Raw genomic sequence first — 18,729 nt, 5'->3', positions numbered from 1 at the left:
GCCCATGAAGTACAGAGAACTGAATTACCGGCGCTATCTTCCCAAAGAAGAGAGTCCGGATTCCACTGGATCCCCGCGAGAACAAGGGCAACATATCCCGAATCGGCAAGGCGCGAGCCAGCAACTGGTGCGGGAAGTGGCGGTGGGTATCAACTACAACGGTCTCAACTACGCTGTCATGATGGCGAGCCCGGAAGACCTGGAGGATTTTGCCCTCGGATTCAGCCTTACCAGCCGGGTGATTGAGCGCCGCGAGCAGATACTGGATATCGAGCTTGTAGAGGCCGATGAGGGAGTGCTGGTGGAAATCACTCTCAACCAGCGTGCGCTCAGCCAGTTCAGGCATCAGCGGCGCACGTTGGCGGGCACCAGTGGCTGTGGACTCTGTGGTGTCGAGGCGCTGTCACAGGCACTCTCTTTTGATGCCGCCCGCAGCGAACGCTTTTCCCGCGATATGTTTTCGTCGCTGCCGCCTGCGGAGCATTTCACCGACCTGCGGGCGCGATTTGATGCCGCACAGAAACATCGGCAATTGCGCGGTGCCATGCACTGTGCACTGTATGTCGATGAGTCCGGGGAAACCCGACTGTGCCGGGAAGATATCGGCCGCCACAATGCGCTCGACAAATTGATCGGCGCCTGCATCGCTGAGGGCCTGGACCTGCGCCGCGGGTATGTCGCGGTCACCAGCCGTTGCAGTCTGGAGCTTATCCAAAAATCCGTGCGCGCGGGTATCGGCACACTGATCAGCCTGTCCTCACCGTCGGATATCAGTGTGCGCTGGGCCCAGCGCTACGGCATCAATCTGCTGCATCAGCCCGCCGCCGATGTCGCCCGAATTTACAGCGATGCCGAGCTTGCCCTGGATAGCAGCACGTCAGAAATACATTCAATACGAGATTCCCAATGAAAACGCCTGTCGACCGCTTCCGCTTCAGACCATACCAGCGCCCGGCCGCCGGTTGGGGTGCACTGCGCAGCGTCGCTCACGCCTGGTTGGATAGCCGGCAGCCATTCAAGAACCTGCGCGCCATGTTGCAGACCAACCAGAACGGCGGTTTCGATTGCCCCGGTTGCGCCTGGGGCGAAGCGCCGAAAGAGGGGCGCATCCGTTTCTGTGAGAACGGCGCCAAGGCGGTGAACTGGGAGGCGTCGGGCCGCGGCGTGGACCGTGATTTTTTTGCGCGCCACAGCCTGCAGGATCTGATGGCGCAGGACGATTACTGGCTCGAATATCAGGGGCGCCTCACCGAACCGATGTTTTACGATGGCGAGGGCAATCACTATCGTCCCATCAGTTGGGATGAGGCTTTTGCATTGGTGGCCAAACATCTGCAGGGCCTCGATTCGCCAGATGAGGCGGCGTTCTACACTTCCGGCCGTGCCAGTAATGAGGCGGCATTTCTCTACCAGCTTTTCGCCCGCGCTTTCGGCACCAATAATCTGCCGGACTGCTCCAACATGTGCCATGAGGCCAGCGGCGTAGCTTTGAAGGCCAGTATCGGTACCGGAAAAGGCACGGTTACCTATGGGGATTTCGACAAGGCCGAGGCCATTTTTGTCATCGGCCAGAATCCCGGCACCAACCACCCGCGCATGCTGGAACCATTGAGCGAAGCGGTGGAGCGCGGCGCGCGGGTATTGGTGTTCAATCCCCTGCGGGAGCGCGGTCTCGAGCGCTTCCAGGCTCCGCAAAACCCGGTGCAGATGCTGACGGGCGGCGAGGTCCCGTTGAGTACGGATTATTTCCGCCCTGCGCTCGGCGGCGATATGGCGGTGATCCGCGGTATCGCCAAGTTCCTGTTTCAGTGGCAGGACGAGGCGCAGCAGATCGGGGAAACAGGCCCGCTTGATCTGGATTTTATCCGCGAGCACAGCGAGGGGTTCGAGCAGTATCGCGCGGTAGTGGATGACGCCAGCTGGGAGGAAATTCTCGCGTACAGCGGCATCACCAAGGATGAGATCGAGTGTGCCGCGCATGTCTACAGTCGCAGCAATGCCACCATCATGTGCTGGGCCATGGGTGTCACCCAACACCGTCATTCGGTGGCGATCATTCAGGAAATCACCAACCTGCAGCTGTTGCGCGGCCAGGTAGGGCGGCCCGGCGCCGGCCTCTGCCCGGTGCGCGGACACAGTAATGTGCAGGGCGATCGCACCATGGGTATCGATGACAACCCCTCCGCGGCATTGCTCGATGCACTGGAGCGGAAATTTGCGCTGCCAATGCCGCGGGAAGCGGGTGTGAACGTGGTAAAGGCAATTGAGGCGATGCTTGAGGGGCGGGTAAAGGTGTTTATCGGTCTCGGCGGCAACTTTGCCCAGGCCACACCGGACAGCGCACGGACTCACGGTGCACTGCGCAAGTGCGATCTCACGGTTCAGATCAGTACCAAGTTGAATCGCAGCCATCTGGTCACCGGAAAGCAGGCGCTGATCCTGCCGTGTCTCGGGCGCACCGATATCGATATCCAGGTAGGTGGCGCCCAGGCGGTCACGGTAGAAGACTCGTTCAGCATGGTGCACGCCTCCTTTGGACAGCTGAAGCCGCTGTCGGCGGAGATGCGCTCTGAACCGGCGATCATCGCCGGACTGGCGCAGGCGACCCTGGGAGAGAAACCCGTGCCCTGGGTGAAGCTGGTGGAGGATTACCGGCTTATTCGCGACCTGATCGCGGATGTCATTCCCGGCTTCGAAAACTTCAACCGCAAACTGGAAACCCCGGGAGGATTCTATCTTCCAAACTCCGCGGGCCAGCGCCGCTGGAAAACCCGAAATGGCAAGGCGAATTTCGTCAGCCACTCGCTGCCCGCGCCATTGCCCCCCGAGGTACTGGAAAAAATCGGCAAGGAGGGGGCGCGCAAGGCGGATCTGGTGCTGCAGACACTGCGCTCCCACGACCAGTACAACACCACGGTTTATGGCCTGAACGACCGCTATCGCGGCGTGACCGGCAATCGCCGTGTACTGTTTGCACACCATGATGATATCCAGCGCCTGGGTTTTACCGACCGGCAACCGGTGGATATCGTTTCTCTGTGGAGCGATGACGTGGAGCGCCGGGTGCAGGGATTTACCCTGATTGCGTTCGATATACCGAAAGGGCAGGCGGCGGCCTATTACCCGGAAGCAAACCCGCTGGTACCGCTGGAGAGTTACGGCATCGGCAGTTTCACGCCCACGTCCAAGTACATCGCGATTCGTCTGGAGCCGAGTAGCGCGCCGCAGCGTATTGTCTAGTCCTTATTGCCCACTGCCGGAAATGTGCATACAAAGCAGGCGCCGCTAGAGTCGGGCGCCTGTTGTAATTCCACCGTGGCGCCATGGGCGTAGGCGATTTCGCGAACAATCGCGAGCCCCAGTCCGCAACCTTCACCGGTGATTTTGGAGCGGAAGAAACGCTCGAAAATCTGCGGCCAGTGCTCTCGGGGAATACCTTGGCCATCGTCCTTTACCGCGAGCCGGATATTGTTTTCGATGCGCGTGAGTTCTACCCACACATTGCCGCCTTGCGGCACATAGAGAATGGCGTTTTCCATCAGGTTCCACACCAGTTCCCGCAACAGGTAGTAGTCTCCTGGGACTTTAAAGGTATCCAGTGTTTCACCACTGAGATTCTGGTGCACCTGAACCTTGCGGCCGCGGGCCAGTTCACGCAGGCTCTCCGCCGCTTCGCGCACCACGTTGTCCAGAGCCACCGGCTCATTGCGCAACCCGCGACCGGATGCGGCCTCCGCGCGTGCCAGTTTCAGCAGCTGGTTGTTCAGGTGCGTCATGGCATCGGTCGTCTGGCAAATACGCTCCAGTGCCTGGTGCGCGGTGTCGAGATTTTTCTCGCGCAGCGCCAGTTGCGCCTGCAGCTTGATGCCCGCGAGCGGGGTTTTCAGCTGGTGGGAAATGTTGCCGATAAACTGTTCGCGCGCACTGAAAGCGTCGTCCAATCGCTCCAGTAACCGATTGGTATTGTCGATCACCGTGCGCACTTCCTTCGGCGCCGGCAACGCGCTGATCGGTGTCAGGTCGCGCGGCGAGCGGCTGGCAAGCTCCTGGCTAAGGCGGAGCAGGGGGCGAATCCCCCGACTGAGCGCGAAGGCAACGACGAGCAGAGCAACCACGATCATGGTGGCCTTGGAAAGCACCACTTCAAACATCAGGGTCCGCGATAGCGGAATGCGTTTGTGCAGGGTTTCCGCCACGCTGACCAGTGCGCTGTCGCGGGGGGAATCAGGGTTCGCAAGCACGGTGACACTGCGCACCCATTCGCCCCCCATTCTCACGTTGGTAAATACCGGCCCCTGTTTGAGCGCGGCGATATCCGGGTTTACCCAGGCTTCACTTCGACCGCCGAGCACCTGGCCGTCCAGGGTCGAGACCCGATAGTAGACCTCGTCCAACTCATCCCATTCGAAAACTTCGATGGCAGCTTCGTCGGCATAGAGCACCAGCTTGTCGTTATCACGCCGGACTTCCTGAGCCAGTGAGTAGGCCGAGTCCAGCAGCCAGCGATCAAACACCTGGTTGGTCACATGCAGGCCGATGCCGAACGTGATCAGCATTTCGATCAGCAACAGGACAAACAGTGGCCCGCCGACCAGCAATAGCAGCAGCGAGCGCAATCCCAGGGGGGGGTTCAACCGGTTTCCTCCAGCACATAGCCGGCACCCCGCTGAGTGCGGATGGCGAGCCCAGATTCCTGCAGTCGGCGTCGCAGGCGGTGCACGTAGACCTCTACGGCGTTATCGCCCACCTCATCGCCCTCGCGGCTGAGACGCTGGGCAAGGCGCGCCTTGGTTACCACCCGATTAGCATGGAGCGAGAGAATTTCCAGGATTTCGTATTCACGCGCCGGCAGTTCCAGCCGTTCGCCATTGAGGGTGGCAGTGCGCTGGAAAGGGCTCAATTGCAGGGCGCCCAAACTGACCTCATCGGTAGAGAGGTCGTGGCTGCGACGCAACAGGGCCCGTAGTCGGGCTTCCAGTTCGCGCAGGTCGAAAGGCTTTTCCATGTAGTCGTCGGCGCCCTGGTCCAGTGCAGCGACTTGTTGTTCAACGCCATCGCGGGCGGTCAGTACCAGCACCGGCACGCGGCTCTGGCGGGCGCGCAGGCGCCGCAACAGCTCGAGCCCGTCCATGTCCGGCAGCCCCAGATCGAGAATGATCAGGTCCACGTCGTTGGCAAGTAGCAGGCCTTCGGCGCGTTCGCCGTAAGGTGCGTGCACAACCGTATAGGCGCTCTGCTTGAGTGCCTGCAATAACCCCTGTGCGATCAGTGGGTCGTCTTCTACCAGCAATACATTCATGGCGTCGGGCTAACCGTTTGACTTTTTCAATGCGGGAAAGAGTACACGATTCCGCGCATTCGTACCTGACTGTTGAGACATCCAGAAATCTGTCGCAGTGAAAGGTTACTGAAAGCGGTCGTCAGTAATCTCGCTGGCCTTATGGTCACTCTGCATATGCTGCGGTGACCGCGTTCCATTTCCGTTGATCGCATTGACTGATGAGTTGTACAGGAGTTGTTGGTGATGGATTTGCAGAATCTCAAAAAAGATATTCCCGCAAGTGTGGTGGTTTTTTTTGTCGCACTGCCACTTTGCCTGGGGGTCGCACTTGCGTCCGGAGCACCGCTGTTTTCCGGCCTGATTGCCGGTATCGTCGGTGGCATTGTGGTGGGCGCGGTGAGCGGTTCGCGTCTCGGTGTTTCCGGACCCGCTGCCGGCCTTACGGTGATTGTGCTAAGCGCCATCGAGACCCTGGGTTCATTTGAACTATTTTTACTGGCGGTGGTGATTGGGGGCCTGATACAGATTGTGCTCGGTCTGCTGCGCGCGGGTATTTTGGGTTATTTCTTTCCGTCGTCCGTGATCAACGGGATGCTCACCGGTATCGGTTTGATCATTGTGCTGAAGCAGATTCCCTATGCGTTTGGCCTGGACGAAGGCGTATCTTTCAGTGACGGTGCACTCTCGCTACTGAGTTCGGTACACCCGGGGGTGTTGGTGATTTTTGCGCTTTCCCTCGCACTGTTAATTGTCTGGGAGACTCCCCTGGTGAAGCGTTCGCGCTGGCTGGCGATGGTGCCGGGTCCGGTGGTTGCGGTGTTGTCTTCGGTGCTGATGTACCTGTTGTTTAGCAACTCTGCGAGCCTGGGGTTAAATGAATCCCACCTGGTGAGCGTACCTGTGGCGACAAGCTTCAATGAATTTATCGGTCTGTTTACATTGCCGGACTTCTCGCAACTGAACAATCCATTGGTGTGGACTGTCGCTGTGACCATAGCGGTGGTGGCAAGCCTGGAAACACTTCTCAGTGTCGAAGCCATCGACAAGATGGATCCGCTGAAACGCACTACACCGACCAACCGCGAACTGGTAGCGCAGGGCGTGGGTAACTCTGTTTCCGGGTTGATCGGCGGTCTGCCCGTTACGCAGGTGATCGTTCGCAGTTCGGTAAACCTGCAGACCGGAGCCCGCTCCAAGGCGTCGACCATCTGTCATGGTGTTTTGCTGATGGTGTGTGTGGCTACACTGCCGACCTGGCTCAATATGATTCCGCTCGGTGTACTTGCCGCGGTCCTGATCCTGACCGGATACAAGCTTGCCAAGCCCGCACTGTTTCGCAAGATGTGGGATAACGGTACCGAACAGTTTCTGCCATTCCTGATCACGGTTTTCGGGGTGGTATTTACCGACCTGTTGACCGGCGTTGGTTTGGGTGTGGTAGCGGCTATCTTTGCGCTGCTGCGTCGCAATTACCTCAACTCCCATTTCCTGCACAAAAAACAGGACACGGAGCAGGGTGATCGCATCCGTATCAGAATGCAGCTGGCAGAGGAGGTGACTTTCCTCAACAAGGGCGCCATCCGCAAAGAGTTGAGTGAAGTTCCAGATAACGCCCATGTGATTCTGGACAAGCGCAACTGCGTGTACATCAATCACGATGTCGCAGAGGCAATTGCTGACTTCATCGAGACTGCGGCCAATCGCGGAATCGATGTGGAAATCATTGAGCGCAAACCCGTGGTGCCGATCTGGGATGACAGGAGCTTCAGGGAGGTGGCGTAAGTCCGCCGTCAGAAATTAAAGGAAAAATTGTTTAAGGTTCGGGTCTGGTTGCGCATGCAGCCAGGCTCGCTCAAAGATTTCCCGCAACTGGCGCGTCCGCACCGCATTTTCGTCCTGGTATTGCCCCAGCCACTTTTCCCCATCAGTGCGCAGTAACAGCTGCCGATCATCCGCCAGTGCAAACTCGTAATTGTCCGGCTCTGACCCCGGTTGGGTCTTGCGCAATTCGATGCGGCTTTCCAGTCGCTGGATCAGCGGCAGCATACGGTGAGGTGAACGCAGCAGCGGCTCGCTATCGCAAATCAGGATCTGCACACGGGCGTAACGGCTGCTGCGGGCAAAATCCGACAGCGCCTGTACCGTGTGCGGCTCGTGGTAGAGGGGGCGCGCGAGATGTTGCGAGTAGATGACAATGTGACGGCGAGCGTCAGCGATCAACCGCTGTAGTGCGCTGGCAAACTGCTCGGCAGTTTCCAGCGGCATTGGTGCGGGGTTGGTGCCTGAGTCAGCGGTTCCAGTCGTCGGCATTCTCGCTGGGTTCCTGGTCGTTCAGGGTAAGGTCCATGCGCACATGTGGAATATCCGCCTCCATAAACTCTTCCCCGGTCACCGCGAAGCCCGCTTTTTGATAAAAGGGTACGGCGTGAACCTGGGCGTTCAGGTAGACGTTTTTCTGCCCGGATACCCGTGCAAACTTGCAGATGCGGTTGAGCAGTTCCAGTCCGGCGCCATTGCCGCGAGCATCCTTTAGAATCGCCATGCGGCCTATTTTGCCACCACCGGTGAGGCGCCCCGTGCCGATGGCCTTGTTGCTCTGATAGATCAGGAAATGCTGCGCGCTTTCCTCCAGCTCATCCCACTCCAGGTCCGCTGGGACCTGCTGCTCTTCTACGAACACTTTCTGGCGGATGCCGCGGATGGCATCGCGATCTGTCTGCCAGTCCGCCAGGCGTACAAACAGGCTCATCAATCACTCTCCTGATCTTCATCGAGATCGTCATCATCGAGAAGCTCAGGGTAAATGAGACTGCCTTGGGAAACCAGCTGGTCGATCAGTGCATCCTTGGCCGCCAGCTCGGGATGGGCATCCACGTCACTCTGGGTGATTTCGCGGGACTCACAGAAGCCTTCGGCGAACAGTAACGGCACCGGCAGGGATTCGCCGTCCACAAACAGGGTGGCCGGGTCGCGACAAAAGGCGCAGCGGGAACCGGGGTTGAGAATCAGGTTACCGCCTTCGGCGAGGTGCTCGCGCCAGTCCTCGGCAGCGCCCGCATCGAGGGCAACGGTATCCGGATATTTGGCTTCGGTCATGATGGCGCCGAACCACTGGGCAATATTCTGCGGTTGCTGCAACCACTCCGCCAGCTGGCGCTGTACCCGCGCCACCGTCGCGCTGTCGATTTCCGCCGGGTTTGCCGGCAGAGTCAGGTCCGCATCTGTGTAGCGATAGTGGTCTGGCAGCCCTGCACCCAGCTCTGCCGCCAGATCTTCCAGCATGGTGCGTGCGGATGGTGCGCGGAAGCCCACGGAAATGGTGGTACAGCCTCCTTCAGCTATGCCCCAGTGGCTGTACTGGGGGGGCAGGTACAGCATATCGCCGGGCTCCAGCAGCCAGCTGGCCTCGGACTCGAACTCCCGCAGGATATTCAGCGGGGTGCCTTCCACGCGCGGGCTGCTGGCATCGGCCTTGGGCCCCAGGTGCCAGCGGCGATTGCCCTCCGCCTGCAGCAGAAACACGTCGTAGAAATCGTAGTGGGGACCGACGCTGCCCTGATCGGCAGCGTAGCTGATCATGATGTCGTCGAGCCGCCAGTCGGGAATGAAACGGAAGTAGTCCTTGATGTCCGCCACTTCCGGAATCCACTGGTCCACTGCCTGCACCAGCAGGGTCCAGTGGGTTTTCGGCAGCGAGAAGAAATCCTCTTCGGTAAACGGGCCGTTGCGCAGTTGCCAGGGGCCGTCGATACCATGCTCTTCGACAATGCGCGATTCGATCTGCTCCTCAAGCGCCATGCCGGCGAGTTCTTCGCCGGAAATGGGCGCCTCGAATCCGGGAAATGCATTGCGGATCAGCAATGGCTTTTTCTGCCAGTATTCCCGCAAAAATGTTTCCACCGGGATGTCTCCCAGGTGAGTCAGCGGGTCAACGGAGCGGTACACCGATGCCGTCATGGAACATCTCCCGAATTGAAAAGCAGATTCAGTGTTTCACTTAAATGTTGGTTGCCTGGGCAATGGCGTTGCCAATGTAGCTGGCCGGCGTGAGCTCGCGCAGTGCTTGCTTGGCGTCTTCCGGCATATCCAGGCCATCGATAAATACCGCCAAGGTTTCCTTGGTGATGCCCTGACCGCGGGTGAGTGCCTTCAGCTTCTCGTAGGGCTCCTCGATGTTGTAGCGACGCATAACGGTCTGAATCGGCTCTGCGAGTACTTCCCAGGCGTTGTTCAGGTCCTCTTCCAGGCGCGCGCGGTTGAGTTCCAGCTTGCTCAGGCCCTTCAGGGTGGCCGCGTAGGCAATCACGGAGTAGCCGGCGCCAACGCCCATATTGCGCAGTACGGTGGAGTCGGTGAGGTCGCGCTGCCAGCGGGAAACCGGCAACTTGGCGGCCAGGTGCTGGAATACCGCGTTGGCGATACCCAGGTTGCCCTCGGAGTTTTCAAAGTCGATCGGGTTGACCTTGTGCGGCATGGTGGAGGAACCCACTTCGCCCGCAACAACCTTCTGCTTGAAGTAGCCCAGGGAAATGTAGCCCCACACATCGCGATCGAAATCGATCAGGATGGTGTTGAAGCGGGCGATGGCATCGAACAGTTCCGCGATGTAGTCGTGGGGTTCGATCTGGGTGGTGTAGGGGTTCCAGCTGAGGCCGAGGGAAGTGACAAATGCTTCCGCATTCGCCTGCCAGTCGACATCCGGATAGGCAGACAGGTGCGCATTGTAGTTGCCCACCGCGCCGTTGATCTTGCCGAGCAGCTCCACGTCGCGGATCTGTTTTACCTGACGGCGCAGGCGCGCGACCACGTTGGCCATCTCCTTGCCCACGGTGGTGGGGCTGGCGGTCTGGCCATGGGTGCGGGACAACATCGGTACGTCGGCAAAATTTTTCGCCAGGGTGGCGATTTCGTTCACGATCTGGTTCATCGCCGGCAGCAGCACCTGATCGCGGCCCGCACGCAGCATGAGTGCGTGTGACAGGTTGTTGATGTCTTCGGAGGTGCAGGCGAAGTGGATGAATTCACCCACGGCTGCCAGCTGCTCGTCGCCTTTGACTTTTTCCTTGAGGAAATATTCCACCGCTTTCACATCGTGATTGGTGGTACGCTCAATTTCCTTGATGCGCTCGGCATCCTGCAGGGAAAACTGGCTGACAATGTCGTCGAGAATCTGGTTGCTGCCGCTACCGAACGGCTGCACTTCAATGATTTTTTCGTGGCGGGCCAGCTGTTGCAGCCAGCGCACTTCCACTTCGACGCGCGCGCGGATCAGGCCATACTCACTGAAAATATCACGCAGCGCCGCGGTTTTGCTTTCGTAGCGTCCGTCAATGGGGGAAACCGCGGTAAGGGCGGATAGCTCGACAGTCATTGTGTCTCTCCGATATCAATATCACCGCTAACGGACAGTTTCCGTGCGGCGGAAAATGAAAAAAATTAGTGTTCCAGTGATTCGTATTTGGCCACCAGCGCATCCATGGCCGCGATCAGTTTCTTGCGCTGAAACAGCAGGTGCAGGCGGCGCCCCCCCAGCTGTCGCCAGAGCATCGCGGAGCGCACACCGGCGAACAGCATGGTGCGAATCTGGTTGGCGATACGCTGCTGCTGCAGGTAATTGAAATCACCCAGCACCTGGATACGGAAGCGGAAGGTACTCAGGGTGTCGCTGTAAATGCTGGCAAGGTTTGCATAGACATTCTCGTGGCCAATCCCGAAGTGGTCGGTCTGCGTGCGGGCCTTTTCCAACCGGCTGCCGATGATTGACAGGAGTCCGGGTTTCTTCGCCAGCTGTCGTTGCAGGTACAGGATAGAAAGCACATAGCGCAGGCAATCGGTGTATTCCGGGTGGCTGCGGGTCGCGAGCAGTTGGCGCGCGCCGCGCAGGCCTGCGAGCACTTTCTCAACGCCGCCAAACACGTCCTCAGTGGTTTCGGGATTCTGCTGGAACAGGCTGTAAACCGCGGTTTCCATCTGCTCTGTGGGCGCCGTGCCGGTTTTTGCCAGCCTCTCCACCAGAATTGCAGCCTGAAAAACGCCGGCCAGCGCCAGTGCCTGATCTCGCCAGTTGCTCAATTGTTGCTCCCTGCAGCCTGTTGGGTATTTCCCGGGTGTTGAACGTCGATTTCGCCGATGCCGGTAGCCTGTTCGATCACAGCGCCGCCGAGACAGACTTCGCCCTGGTAGATAACCACCGATTGGCCGGGGGTGACAGCGCGCTGTGGTTTGTCGAACGCAATCGTCAGATTGCCATCTTCCCCCACCTTGATCAGGCATGGCTGATCTTCCTGGCGATAGCGGGTTTTGGCCGCGGCGCGGAACTCGCTTGCCGGCGGGGTGCCATTGATCCAATGTGTCTGCGTAGCGGTCAACCCGGTGGAGTAGAGCAGGGGGTGGTGTTTGCCCTGGGCCACGATCAAAACATTCTTGTCGAGATCTTTGCCCACGACATACCACGGTTGGTCGCCGGCACCTTTCACGCCGCCGATACCCAGCCCCTGACGCTGGCCGATAGTGTGGTACATCAGGCCACTGTGCTGGCCCATGACTTCCCCTTCCGGAGTCTGCATTTCGCCGGGCTGTGCCGGCAGGTACTGCTCAAGAAAGTCCTTGAAGCGACGCTCGCCAATAAAACAGATACCGGTGCTGTCTTTTTTGCTGTGGGTGATCAGTCCATTTTCTTCCGCGATGCGGCGCACTTCCGGCTTTTCCAGCTCACCGATGGGAAACAGCGAGCGGGCAAATTCCGCTTCGCCCACGGCGTGCAGGAAGTAGCTCTGGTCCTTATTCGCGTCCAGCCCCTTTAACAAGTAGGTACGACCATTTTCATCCCATCGGCGGGTGTAGTGACCGGTGGCAATGGCATCGGCGCCGAGCATTTCGGCATATTCGAGAAACACTTTGAACTTGATTTCCCGGTTACACAGGATGTCCGGATTCGGTGTGCGTCCCGCTTTGTATTCCGCGAGGAAATACTCGAACACGTTATCCCAGTACTCGGCGGCGAAATTGGCGGTATGGAGCTTGATGCCCAGTCGGCCGCAAACCGCTTCGGCATCCGCCAGATCCTGTTTCGCGGTGCAGTATTCGGTGCCGTCGTCCTCGTCCCAGTTCTTCATGAACAGCCCTTCGACTTCGTAGCCCTGCTGCATCAGGAGCAGGGCGGCCACGGAGGAGTCCACACCACCGGACATACCGACGATGACTCGCTTGGGCGCTTTTACTGACTGGTCATTGGTGCTAGAAGGCAAAGACATATCCAAATCTGACATGGAATACCGGGTCACTACAGTGAGGGGCGCGGAGGGGTTTTCAACCCTGAGTAGCTCCAGGTGCCCAGAAGCCCACAGGGGGCTGGAAAATGGGGGCGCATTTTACCCGTGATTGCGGTCGCTGACCAATCTGTGGATATCTGGTCCGAAAAGCAACGCGGATGGTCCGTCAGAAAAATACGCGCCAACACCCTATCAGCCTAGTCGAATGGCCCGTGGCGGTGTGCCGGGGTGTTTCTTTTAGCGCTTACGGCTGCGCCCCTGGCCGCCGCGGGAGCCTGAAGGTTTATGTGTCCCCGCTTTGGGTTTGGGGCGGGTTTGCGGTCTGGCCTTGATCTGGGGTAGGCCGGCGGTTTCCGTACGCTGCTCTCCCGGCTGCAGGCCGTCCAGGCTCCAGTTGCCTATGGATCGGCGAATCAGACGCAGGGTGGGGTGGCCGACGGCGGCGGTCATGCGTCGCACCTGGCGATTGCGCCCCTCTGTGATTGTCAGCTCGATCCAGCTCGTGGGGATCGATTTGCGCTCGCGAATGGGTGGCGTCCGCGGCCACAGATCCATCTCCGGCTCGACAATGATTCGCGCCTTGGCCGGTGCGGTGCGACCATCCTTCAGGTCGACGCCGTGGCGCAGCATATACAGAGCCTCTTCCGTTACCTCGCCCTCAACTTGAGCCCAGTAGACCTTGGGTTGTTTGTTGTCTGGATGTGCGATCTGGTGCTGCAGGCGGCCGTCGTCCGTGAGCAACAGCAGCCCCTCGGAGTCGTAGTCGAGGCGGCCCGCGGCATATACCCCGGGCTTGTTGATGTAATCCGCCAGGGTAGGGCGACCCTCCGGGTCGGTGAACTGGCAGAGCACGCCGTAGGGTTTGTTGAATAGAATGAGTTGAGTCATGAAGCTCGGTGAACGTTGGTTCTGGTCCCTTGGTTGTAATCAAACTACAAAATTGGACAGATACTGATATAATCCCGCCGATTTTTAGCCGGCTCGGCGTATGCAACGACGCAAACAATGGGCGGCAACCATGACCGGCGGTGGAAAATTCGGCGCATTATGCCGGTTTTTCCCAGATAAAGCCGGGCGTTTAGTCAAAGAGTTACGGGAGTCAACTTAATGGGTCATATCCAAGTGCCGGCCAACGGCGAAAAAATCACAGTCAATGCAGATGGTTCTCTGAACGTACCGAGCACCCCGATCATTCCGTTCATCGAAGGTGACGGCATCGGCGTGGATATCACCCCGGTAATGATTAAGGTGATCGACGCTGCGGTCAGCAAGGCCTACGGCGGCGACAAGTCCATTGCCTGGATGGAAATCTTCTGTGGTGAAAAAGCGGCAGAAACCTACAGCGGCGACTGGTTCCCGGCCGAGACCCTGGAAGCGATCAAAGATTACGTTGTCAGCATCAAAGGCCCGCTGACCACTCCGGTAGGTGGCGGCTTCCGCTCCCTGAACGTTGCTCTGCGTCAGGAGCTGGATCTGTACGTATGTCAGCGTCCGGTTCGCTGGTTCAGCGGTGTACCTTCCCCGGTTAAAGAACCGAACAAGGTAGACATGGTGATCTTCCGTGAGAACTCCGAAGACATCTACGCGGGTATCGAGTGGAAGGCCGGTACCGATGAAGCGAACAAGGTCATCAAATTCCTGCGCGAAGAGATGGGCGTTAAGAAAATCCGCTTCCCGGAAAACTGCGGTATCGGTGTAAAGCCGGTTTCCGAAGAAGGCACCAAGCGCTTGGTGCGCAAAGCCCTGCAGTACACCATTGACCAGGATCGCGACTCCCTGACCCTAGTGCACAAAGGCAACATCATGAAGTTCACCGAAGGTGCCTTCGCTGACTGGGGTTACGAAGTGGCCCGCGAAGAGTTCGGTGCTCAGCTGATCGACGGCGGCCCCTGGTGCAGCTTCAAAAACCCGAACACCGGCAAGGAAATCGTGGTTAAGGATGTGATCGCCGACGCCATGCTGCAGCAGATCCTGCTGCGCCCGGCCGAATACGACGTGATCGCCACCCTGAACCTGAACGGTGACTACCTGTCCGACGCACTGGCTGCACAGGTAGGTGGTATCGGTATCGCTCCGGGTGCCAACCTGTCTGACGAAGTTGCCCTGTTCGAAGCGACCCACGGTACCGCACCGAAGTACGCTGGTCAGGACAAGGTAAACCCGGGCTCCCTGATCCTGTCCGCTGAAATGATGCTGCGCCATCTGGGCTGGAACGAGGCTGCCGAGCTGGTAGTCAAGGGTATGGAAGGCGCGATCGAAGCCAAGACCGTTACCTATGACTTCGAACGTCTGATGGACGGTGCCGAGCTGAAATCCTGCTCCGCGTTTGGTGAGGAAGTGATCAAGCACATGGCTTGATTCATCACTGAATGAAAAAGCCCCGCGCCGAAAGGTGCGGGGCTTTTTTTGTGCCATCTATTTTTGTCGGCCTGGACTTGGCTGCGCTTTGCGCGCGGATGCATCCTGGTACGGCCGTACCACCGACAGTACCTGAGGGGTTTGCCTGGCAATTGCCGTGGGGCGCCTGGAGGGTTGCCGCAATCCGCCGCCCAGCTTCCCAACCGCACCCTTTTTAATACGGCCCGGTTTCCCTCGCCATCGGCTGGGGATGCTTGCGCCGGCAGAAAGCCGTTTACGGCCTAATCTGTCGCGCTTAGGTCAATCGAGCGCTACTTCGGTCTCTTTCTCATGCACGGCTTGCGTCTGGGATGCCGACGAAGATGCGCGTGGCGCATTAGCGGTGGCGAGGCTGATGTTGGCTGCGTGATAGCCCTTATCGCCCTGAATGATATCGAAGTTGACCTGCTGGCCAGCCTTCAGGGTGCGGTAGCCCTCCATCTGGATGGCTGAGTAGTGTGCGAACAGATCCTCTCCGCCCTCATCCGCAAGAATAAATCCGTAACCCTTGGCGTTATTGAACCACTTTACGGTACCGGTAGGCATGGCGAAATCCCTCTAAATTGCCGGGGCGACTGCTGGCCGCCTAATAAGTTTTCTTTATAGTTATCGCGCTTCATGCGCTTCATTATTCGCACAAAGTCATTTGTACGACTAAATGCTAGTGCCTTCAAACCGCTTGGCGCGGTTACTACCTCTTGTAGCCAAGACCCCAGTGGTTGTCAAGTGAATCAGAGCTCCGGACTGTGTCCGCTGGCGTTTGGGGTTACAATGCGCGCTTGCCAATTTCACTGCAGTGACTGATACCTTTGGGCCATTCGTGGTCTAACAAAACCTGATCGAGCCCGGACTGAAACTTTCCGGGCGTCAGTACTGTGAACTGATACCTGAAACCTGATTGACTTGCACTATGGGAAAATCACAAATCATTAAACTACACTCGAACGAAGGCGAGGGTGACGACGACCATTTTTACGAGCCTGGCGGAGATACCGCGCTTGCGGAAGCCAGGCCGCGCCTCAAAAGGCCGCCAATGTACAAGGTGGTCATGCTCAATGACGACTACACCCCGATGGAGTTTGTGGTCGAAGCGCTGGAGCTTTTCTTTTATGTAAATCGAGAGCGCGCCACTCAACTGATGTTGCAGGTGCACACTAAGGGAAAAGCGATCTGCGGTGTCTATACTCGGGATATAGCGGAAACAAAGGCCGCGCAGGTAAATCAGTTTGCAAGGGATCACGAGCACCCGCTGCTGTGTGAAATTGAAGCTGACGAGGGCGATGAAAACGGCGAGGAGGGTTGAGAAAGCAGTTCCAGCGCCTGACTCCTGAAGGGCGTGATTTTTCCGGCCGGTACAGCGGCGACAAACATGAATACCGGGTGTGTAACCGCAACCCGGATTACATTGGCCAGTAAGGTTTGAGGTTCAGATGCTCAGCAAGGATTTAGAGGTAACGCTCAATCTAGCGTTCAAAGGTGCACGGGCGAAACGCCATGAGTTCATGACCGTAGAGCACCTTTTGCTGGCGCTGCTGGACAATGAATCCGCGGCGGATGTTCTGCATGCCTGCGGTGCCGATCTCAGCGCACTGCGCCGGGAGCTGCTGGAGTTTGTGGACTCCACGACGCCGTTGATTCCGGAAAATGATACGGAACGCGAAACCCAGCCCACACTTGGCTTCCAGCGGGTGCTGCAGCGCGCGGTGTTCCATGTGCAGTCGTCCGGCAAGAAAGAGGTGACCGGAGCCAATGTGCTGGTGGCGATCTTTTGTGAGCAGGAAAGCCAAGCGGTCTACTACCTCAAGCAGCAGAGCGTGGCGAGGATTGATGTGGTGAACTACATCACCCACGGCATTTCCCGCGTCAGCTCTTCCGGCGGTAACAACGCCCACCACAGCCCGGACCCATCACCGGAGCAGGTGGATGAAGACCTCGGTACCACGTCGGAATCCGGTGGCTCTGATCCGCTGGAAAGCTACGCAACCAATCTCAACCAAGAGGCCATTCTCGGCCGGATCGACCCGCTCGTTGGTCGCGCCCTGGAAGTGGAGCGCGTTACCCAGGTGTTGGCGCGCCGCCGCAAGAACAATCCGCTACTGGTAGGCGAGTCTGGTGTCGGCAAGACCGCGATTGCGGAGGGCTTGGCCCGCCGTATTGTCGATGGCGAGGTGCCAGAGCCACTGCAGCACAGCACAATTTACTCGCTGGATCTCGGTTCGCTGCTGGCAGGCACCAAGTACCGTGGCGACTTTGAAAAGCGCTTCAAGGCACTGCTGGCTGAGCTCAAAAAACGCGAACACGCGGTGCTGTTCATTGACGAAATTCACACCATTATCGGTGCCGGTGCGGCATCCGGCGGTGTCATGGATGCCTCCAATCTGCTGAAACCGCTGCTCTCCAGCGGACAGATGCGCTGTATCGGCTCCACCACGTTTAACGAGTACCGTGGAATTTTTGAGAAAGACCGTGCGCTTTCACGCCGCTTCCAGAAAATCGACGTACATGAGCCCTCCGTTGACGAAACCGTACAGATTCTGCAGGGGCTCAAATCCTGTTTTGAGGATCACCACAAGGTGCGGTTTACCGATTCGGCCCTGGAGGCTGCCGCCCAATTGGCCAATCGCCACATTACCGAGCGTTTCCTGCCGGACAAGGCCATCGATGTGATCGATGAGGCCGGTGCCTACCAGGCATTGCTGCCCGCGGAAAAACGCACCGGCACCATTACCGTCACCGAGATCGAACAGGTGGTGGCAAAGATGGCGCGGATTCCGGCGAAGAGTGTATCGGCCTCCGACAAGGCTGCGCTGGCGAAGCTCGACGACAATCTGAAGATGGTGGTGTTCGGTCAGGACATCGCCATCGAAGCCCTGAGCACCTCTATCAAGCTATCCCGGGCTGGTCTCGGTGCCGAAGAGAAACCCATCGGGTCCTTCCTGTTTGCTGGTCCCACCGGCGTGGGTAAAACCGAGCTTTGTCGCCAGCTGGCCAAAGTGATGGGGATCGAGCTGATCCGCTTTGATATGTCGGAATATATGGAGCGCCACACGGTATCCCGCCTGATCGGCGCGCCCCCCGGCTATGTGGGCTTCGATCAGGGCGGCCTGCTGACGGACGCTGTCACCAAGCACCCCCACAGCGTGGTGTTGCTCGATGAGATCGAGAAGGCGCACCCGGAAGTGTTCAATCTCCTGTTGCAAGTGATGGATCACGGTACCCTCACCGACAACAATGGCCGCAAAGCCGACTTCCGCAACGTCATCCTGATTATGACCACCAACGCCGGTGCCGAGCTGATGAGTCGTCGCTCAATCGGCTTTGCCAGCCAGGATCACTCCACCGACGGAATGGAAGAAATCAAGAAAATGTTCACTCCTGAATTCCGCAACCGCCTGGACAGCATCATTCAGTTCGGCGCGCTGAGCATGGATGTGGTCAAAACCGTGGTGGACAAATTTGTGGTTGAGCTGCAGGCGCAACTGGATGATTCCCGGGTTACGCTCGAGGTGGACAATGAAGCGCGTGAGTGGCTCGCTGTCCACGGCTATGACGAGAAAATGGGCGCGCGCCCAATGGCGCGCCTGATCCGCGAAAAACTGCGCAAGCCGCTGGCAGAGGCCGTATTGTTCGGTGAGCTGTCAGAAGAGGGGGGCAAGGTCGAGGTGACCGTGGAGAACGATCAGCTCAAGATAAATACCGCCGTGCCGGCACTGCACTGATTGCGGTGAGGCATCAATGCTGACTTTGCGGAAGGCCGCGCAACCAAAAAAGCCACCTTAA

General features: G+C 58.4%; 16 protein-coding genes. 6 read left to right on the top strand and 10 right to left on the bottom strand.

The features are described from left to right. Window positions 1-4: 4 nt before the first annotated feature. Together fdhD and R5R33_RS00590 are read left to right on the top strand one after the other, a co-directional pair. Window positions 5-910 (top strand): formate dehydrogenase accessory sulfurtransferase FdhD, encoded by a 906-nt coding sequence (gene fdhD / locus R5R33_RS00595; protein WP_318954145.1) that lies wholly within the window; start codon window positions 5-7, stop codon window positions 908-910. Then, window positions 907-3,240, top strand: coding sequence for an FdhF/YdeP family oxidoreductase (locus tag R5R33_RS00590; protein WP_318954144.1), 2,334 nt, complete (start codon window positions 907-909; stop codon window positions 3,238-3,240). Before fdhD ends, R5R33_RS00590 begins: the two co-directional genes overlap by 4 nt. Here the strand turns inward: R5R33_RS00590 and R5R33_RS00585 are convergent. Beyond that, window positions 3,237-4,634: a sensor histidine kinase gene (locus R5R33_RS00585; RefSeq protein WP_318954143.1), complete on the bottom strand. Its 1,398-nt coding sequence runs from the start codon at window positions 4,632-4,634 to the stop codon at window positions 3,237-3,239. The two genes, R5R33_RS00590 and R5R33_RS00585, sit on opposite strands and share 4 nt — an antisense overlap. After that, window positions 4,631-5,299 carry a response regulator transcription factor gene (locus tag R5R33_RS00580; protein ID WP_318954142.1) on the bottom strand — a complete coding sequence of 223 codons (669 nt, stop codon included), beginning with the start codon at window positions 5,297-5,299 and terminating at the stop codon, window positions 4,631-4,633. The genes R5R33_RS00585 and R5R33_RS00580 overlap by 4 nt, the downstream gene beginning before the upstream one ends. A gap of 225 nt (window positions 5,300-5,524) precedes the next feature. Here R5R33_RS00580 and R5R33_RS00575 point away from each other — a divergent pair, with 225 nt between their 5' ends. After that, window positions 5,525-7,063 carry a SulP family inorganic anion transporter gene (locus R5R33_RS00575; RefSeq protein ID WP_318954141.1) on the top strand — a complete coding sequence of 513 codons (1,539 nt, stop codon included), beginning with the start codon at window positions 5,525-5,527 and terminating at the stop codon, window positions 7,061-7,063. Between the two features lie 15 nt (window positions 7,064-7,078). Here R5R33_RS00575 and R5R33_RS00570 read toward each other — a convergent pair whose 3' ends face one another. The 7 genes from R5R33_RS00570 to R5R33_RS00540 all read right to left on the bottom strand — a co-directional run bounded on the left by R5R33_RS00570 (window position 7,079) and on the right by R5R33_RS00540 (window position 13,440). Next, window positions 7,079-7,591, bottom strand: coding sequence for a DUF7931 domain-containing protein (locus tag R5R33_RS00570; RefSeq protein ID WP_318954140.1), 513 nt, complete (start codon window positions 7,589-7,591; stop codon window positions 7,079-7,081). Beyond that, window positions 7,569-8,030 carry a GNAT family N-acetyltransferase gene (locus tag R5R33_RS00565; RefSeq protein WP_318954139.1) on the bottom strand — a complete coding sequence of 154 codons (462 nt, stop codon included), beginning with the start codon at window positions 8,028-8,030 and terminating at the stop codon, window positions 7,569-7,571. Before R5R33_RS00565 ends, R5R33_RS00570 begins: the two co-directional genes overlap by 23 nt. Then, window positions 8,030-9,238: a cupin domain-containing protein gene (locus R5R33_RS00560; RefSeq protein ID WP_318954138.1), complete on the bottom strand. Its 1,209-nt coding sequence runs from the start codon at window positions 9,236-9,238 to the stop codon at window positions 8,030-8,032. The genes R5R33_RS00565 and R5R33_RS00560 overlap by 1 nt, the downstream gene beginning before the upstream one ends. Window positions 9,239-9,278: 40 nt before the next feature. Continuing rightward, on the bottom strand, window positions 9,279-10,652 hold the full coding sequence (gene purB, locus R5R33_RS00555; protein WP_318954137.1) for an adenylosuccinate lyase: 1,374 nt from the start codon (window positions 10,650-10,652) through the stop codon (window positions 9,279-9,281). 65 nt (window positions 10,653-10,717) lie between these two features. Continuing rightward, complete coding sequence (hflD, locus tag R5R33_RS00550) at window positions 10,718-11,353, bottom strand: high frequency lysogenization protein HflD (RefSeq protein ID WP_318954136.1); 636 nt, start codon at window positions 11,351-11,353, stop codon at window positions 10,718-10,720. Further along, on the bottom strand, window positions 11,350-12,534 hold the full coding sequence (gene mnmA / locus R5R33_RS00545; protein WP_318954135.1) for a tRNA 2-thiouridine(34) synthase MnmA: 1,185 nt from the start codon (window positions 12,532-12,534) through the stop codon (window positions 11,350-11,352). The genes hflD and mnmA overlap by 4 nt, the downstream gene beginning before the upstream one ends. A 255-nt stretch (window positions 12,535-12,789) precedes the next feature. Beyond that, window positions 12,790-13,440 carry an rRNA large subunit pseudouridine synthase E gene (locus R5R33_RS00540; protein ID WP_318954134.1) on the bottom strand — a complete coding sequence of 217 codons (651 nt, stop codon included), beginning with the start codon at window positions 13,438-13,440 and terminating at the stop codon, window positions 12,790-12,792. 219 nt (window positions 13,441-13,659) lie between these two features. On the opposite strand from R5R33_RS00540, the gene icd reads away from it, so the two are divergent. After that, window positions 13,660-14,910 (top strand): NADP-dependent isocitrate dehydrogenase, encoded by a 1,251-nt coding sequence (icd, locus tag R5R33_RS00535; protein ID WP_318954133.1) that lies wholly within the window; start codon window positions 13,660-13,662, stop codon window positions 14,908-14,910. A 300-nt stretch (window positions 14,911-15,210) separates the two neighbouring features. On the opposite strand, the gene cspD is transcribed toward icd, so the two are convergent. Next, the gene (gene cspD, locus R5R33_RS00530; RefSeq protein WP_318954132.1) at window positions 15,211-15,495 is read right to left on the bottom strand and encodes a cold shock domain-containing protein CspD; all 285 of its coding nucleotides are present in this window, start codon (window positions 15,493-15,495) and stop codon (window positions 15,211-15,213) included. A 364-nt stretch (window positions 15,496-15,859) separates the two neighbouring features. Here cspD and clpS point away from each other — a divergent pair, with 364 nt between their 5' ends. Beyond that, window positions 15,860-16,252: an ATP-dependent Clp protease adapter ClpS gene (clpS, locus tag R5R33_RS00525; RefSeq protein WP_318954131.1), complete on the top strand. Its 393-nt coding sequence runs from the start codon at window positions 15,860-15,862 to the stop codon at window positions 16,250-16,252. A 127-nt stretch (window positions 16,253-16,379) separates the two neighbouring features. After that, window positions 16,380-18,668, top strand: a complete 2,289-nt coding sequence (gene clpA, locus R5R33_RS00520; protein ID WP_318954130.1) for an ATP-dependent Clp protease ATP-binding subunit ClpA — start codon at window positions 16,380-16,382, stop codon at window positions 18,666-18,668. The last annotated feature ends 61 nt before the right edge of the window (window positions 18,669-18,729 follow it).

This window comes from Microbulbifer pacificus (assembly GCF_033723955.1).
In the GTDB taxonomy this organism is placed as follows: domain Bacteria; phylum Pseudomonadota; class Gammaproteobacteria; order Pseudomonadales; family Cellvibrionaceae; genus Microbulbifer; species Microbulbifer pacificus.
This window is presented reverse-complemented; position numbering and strand designations above follow the sequence as displayed.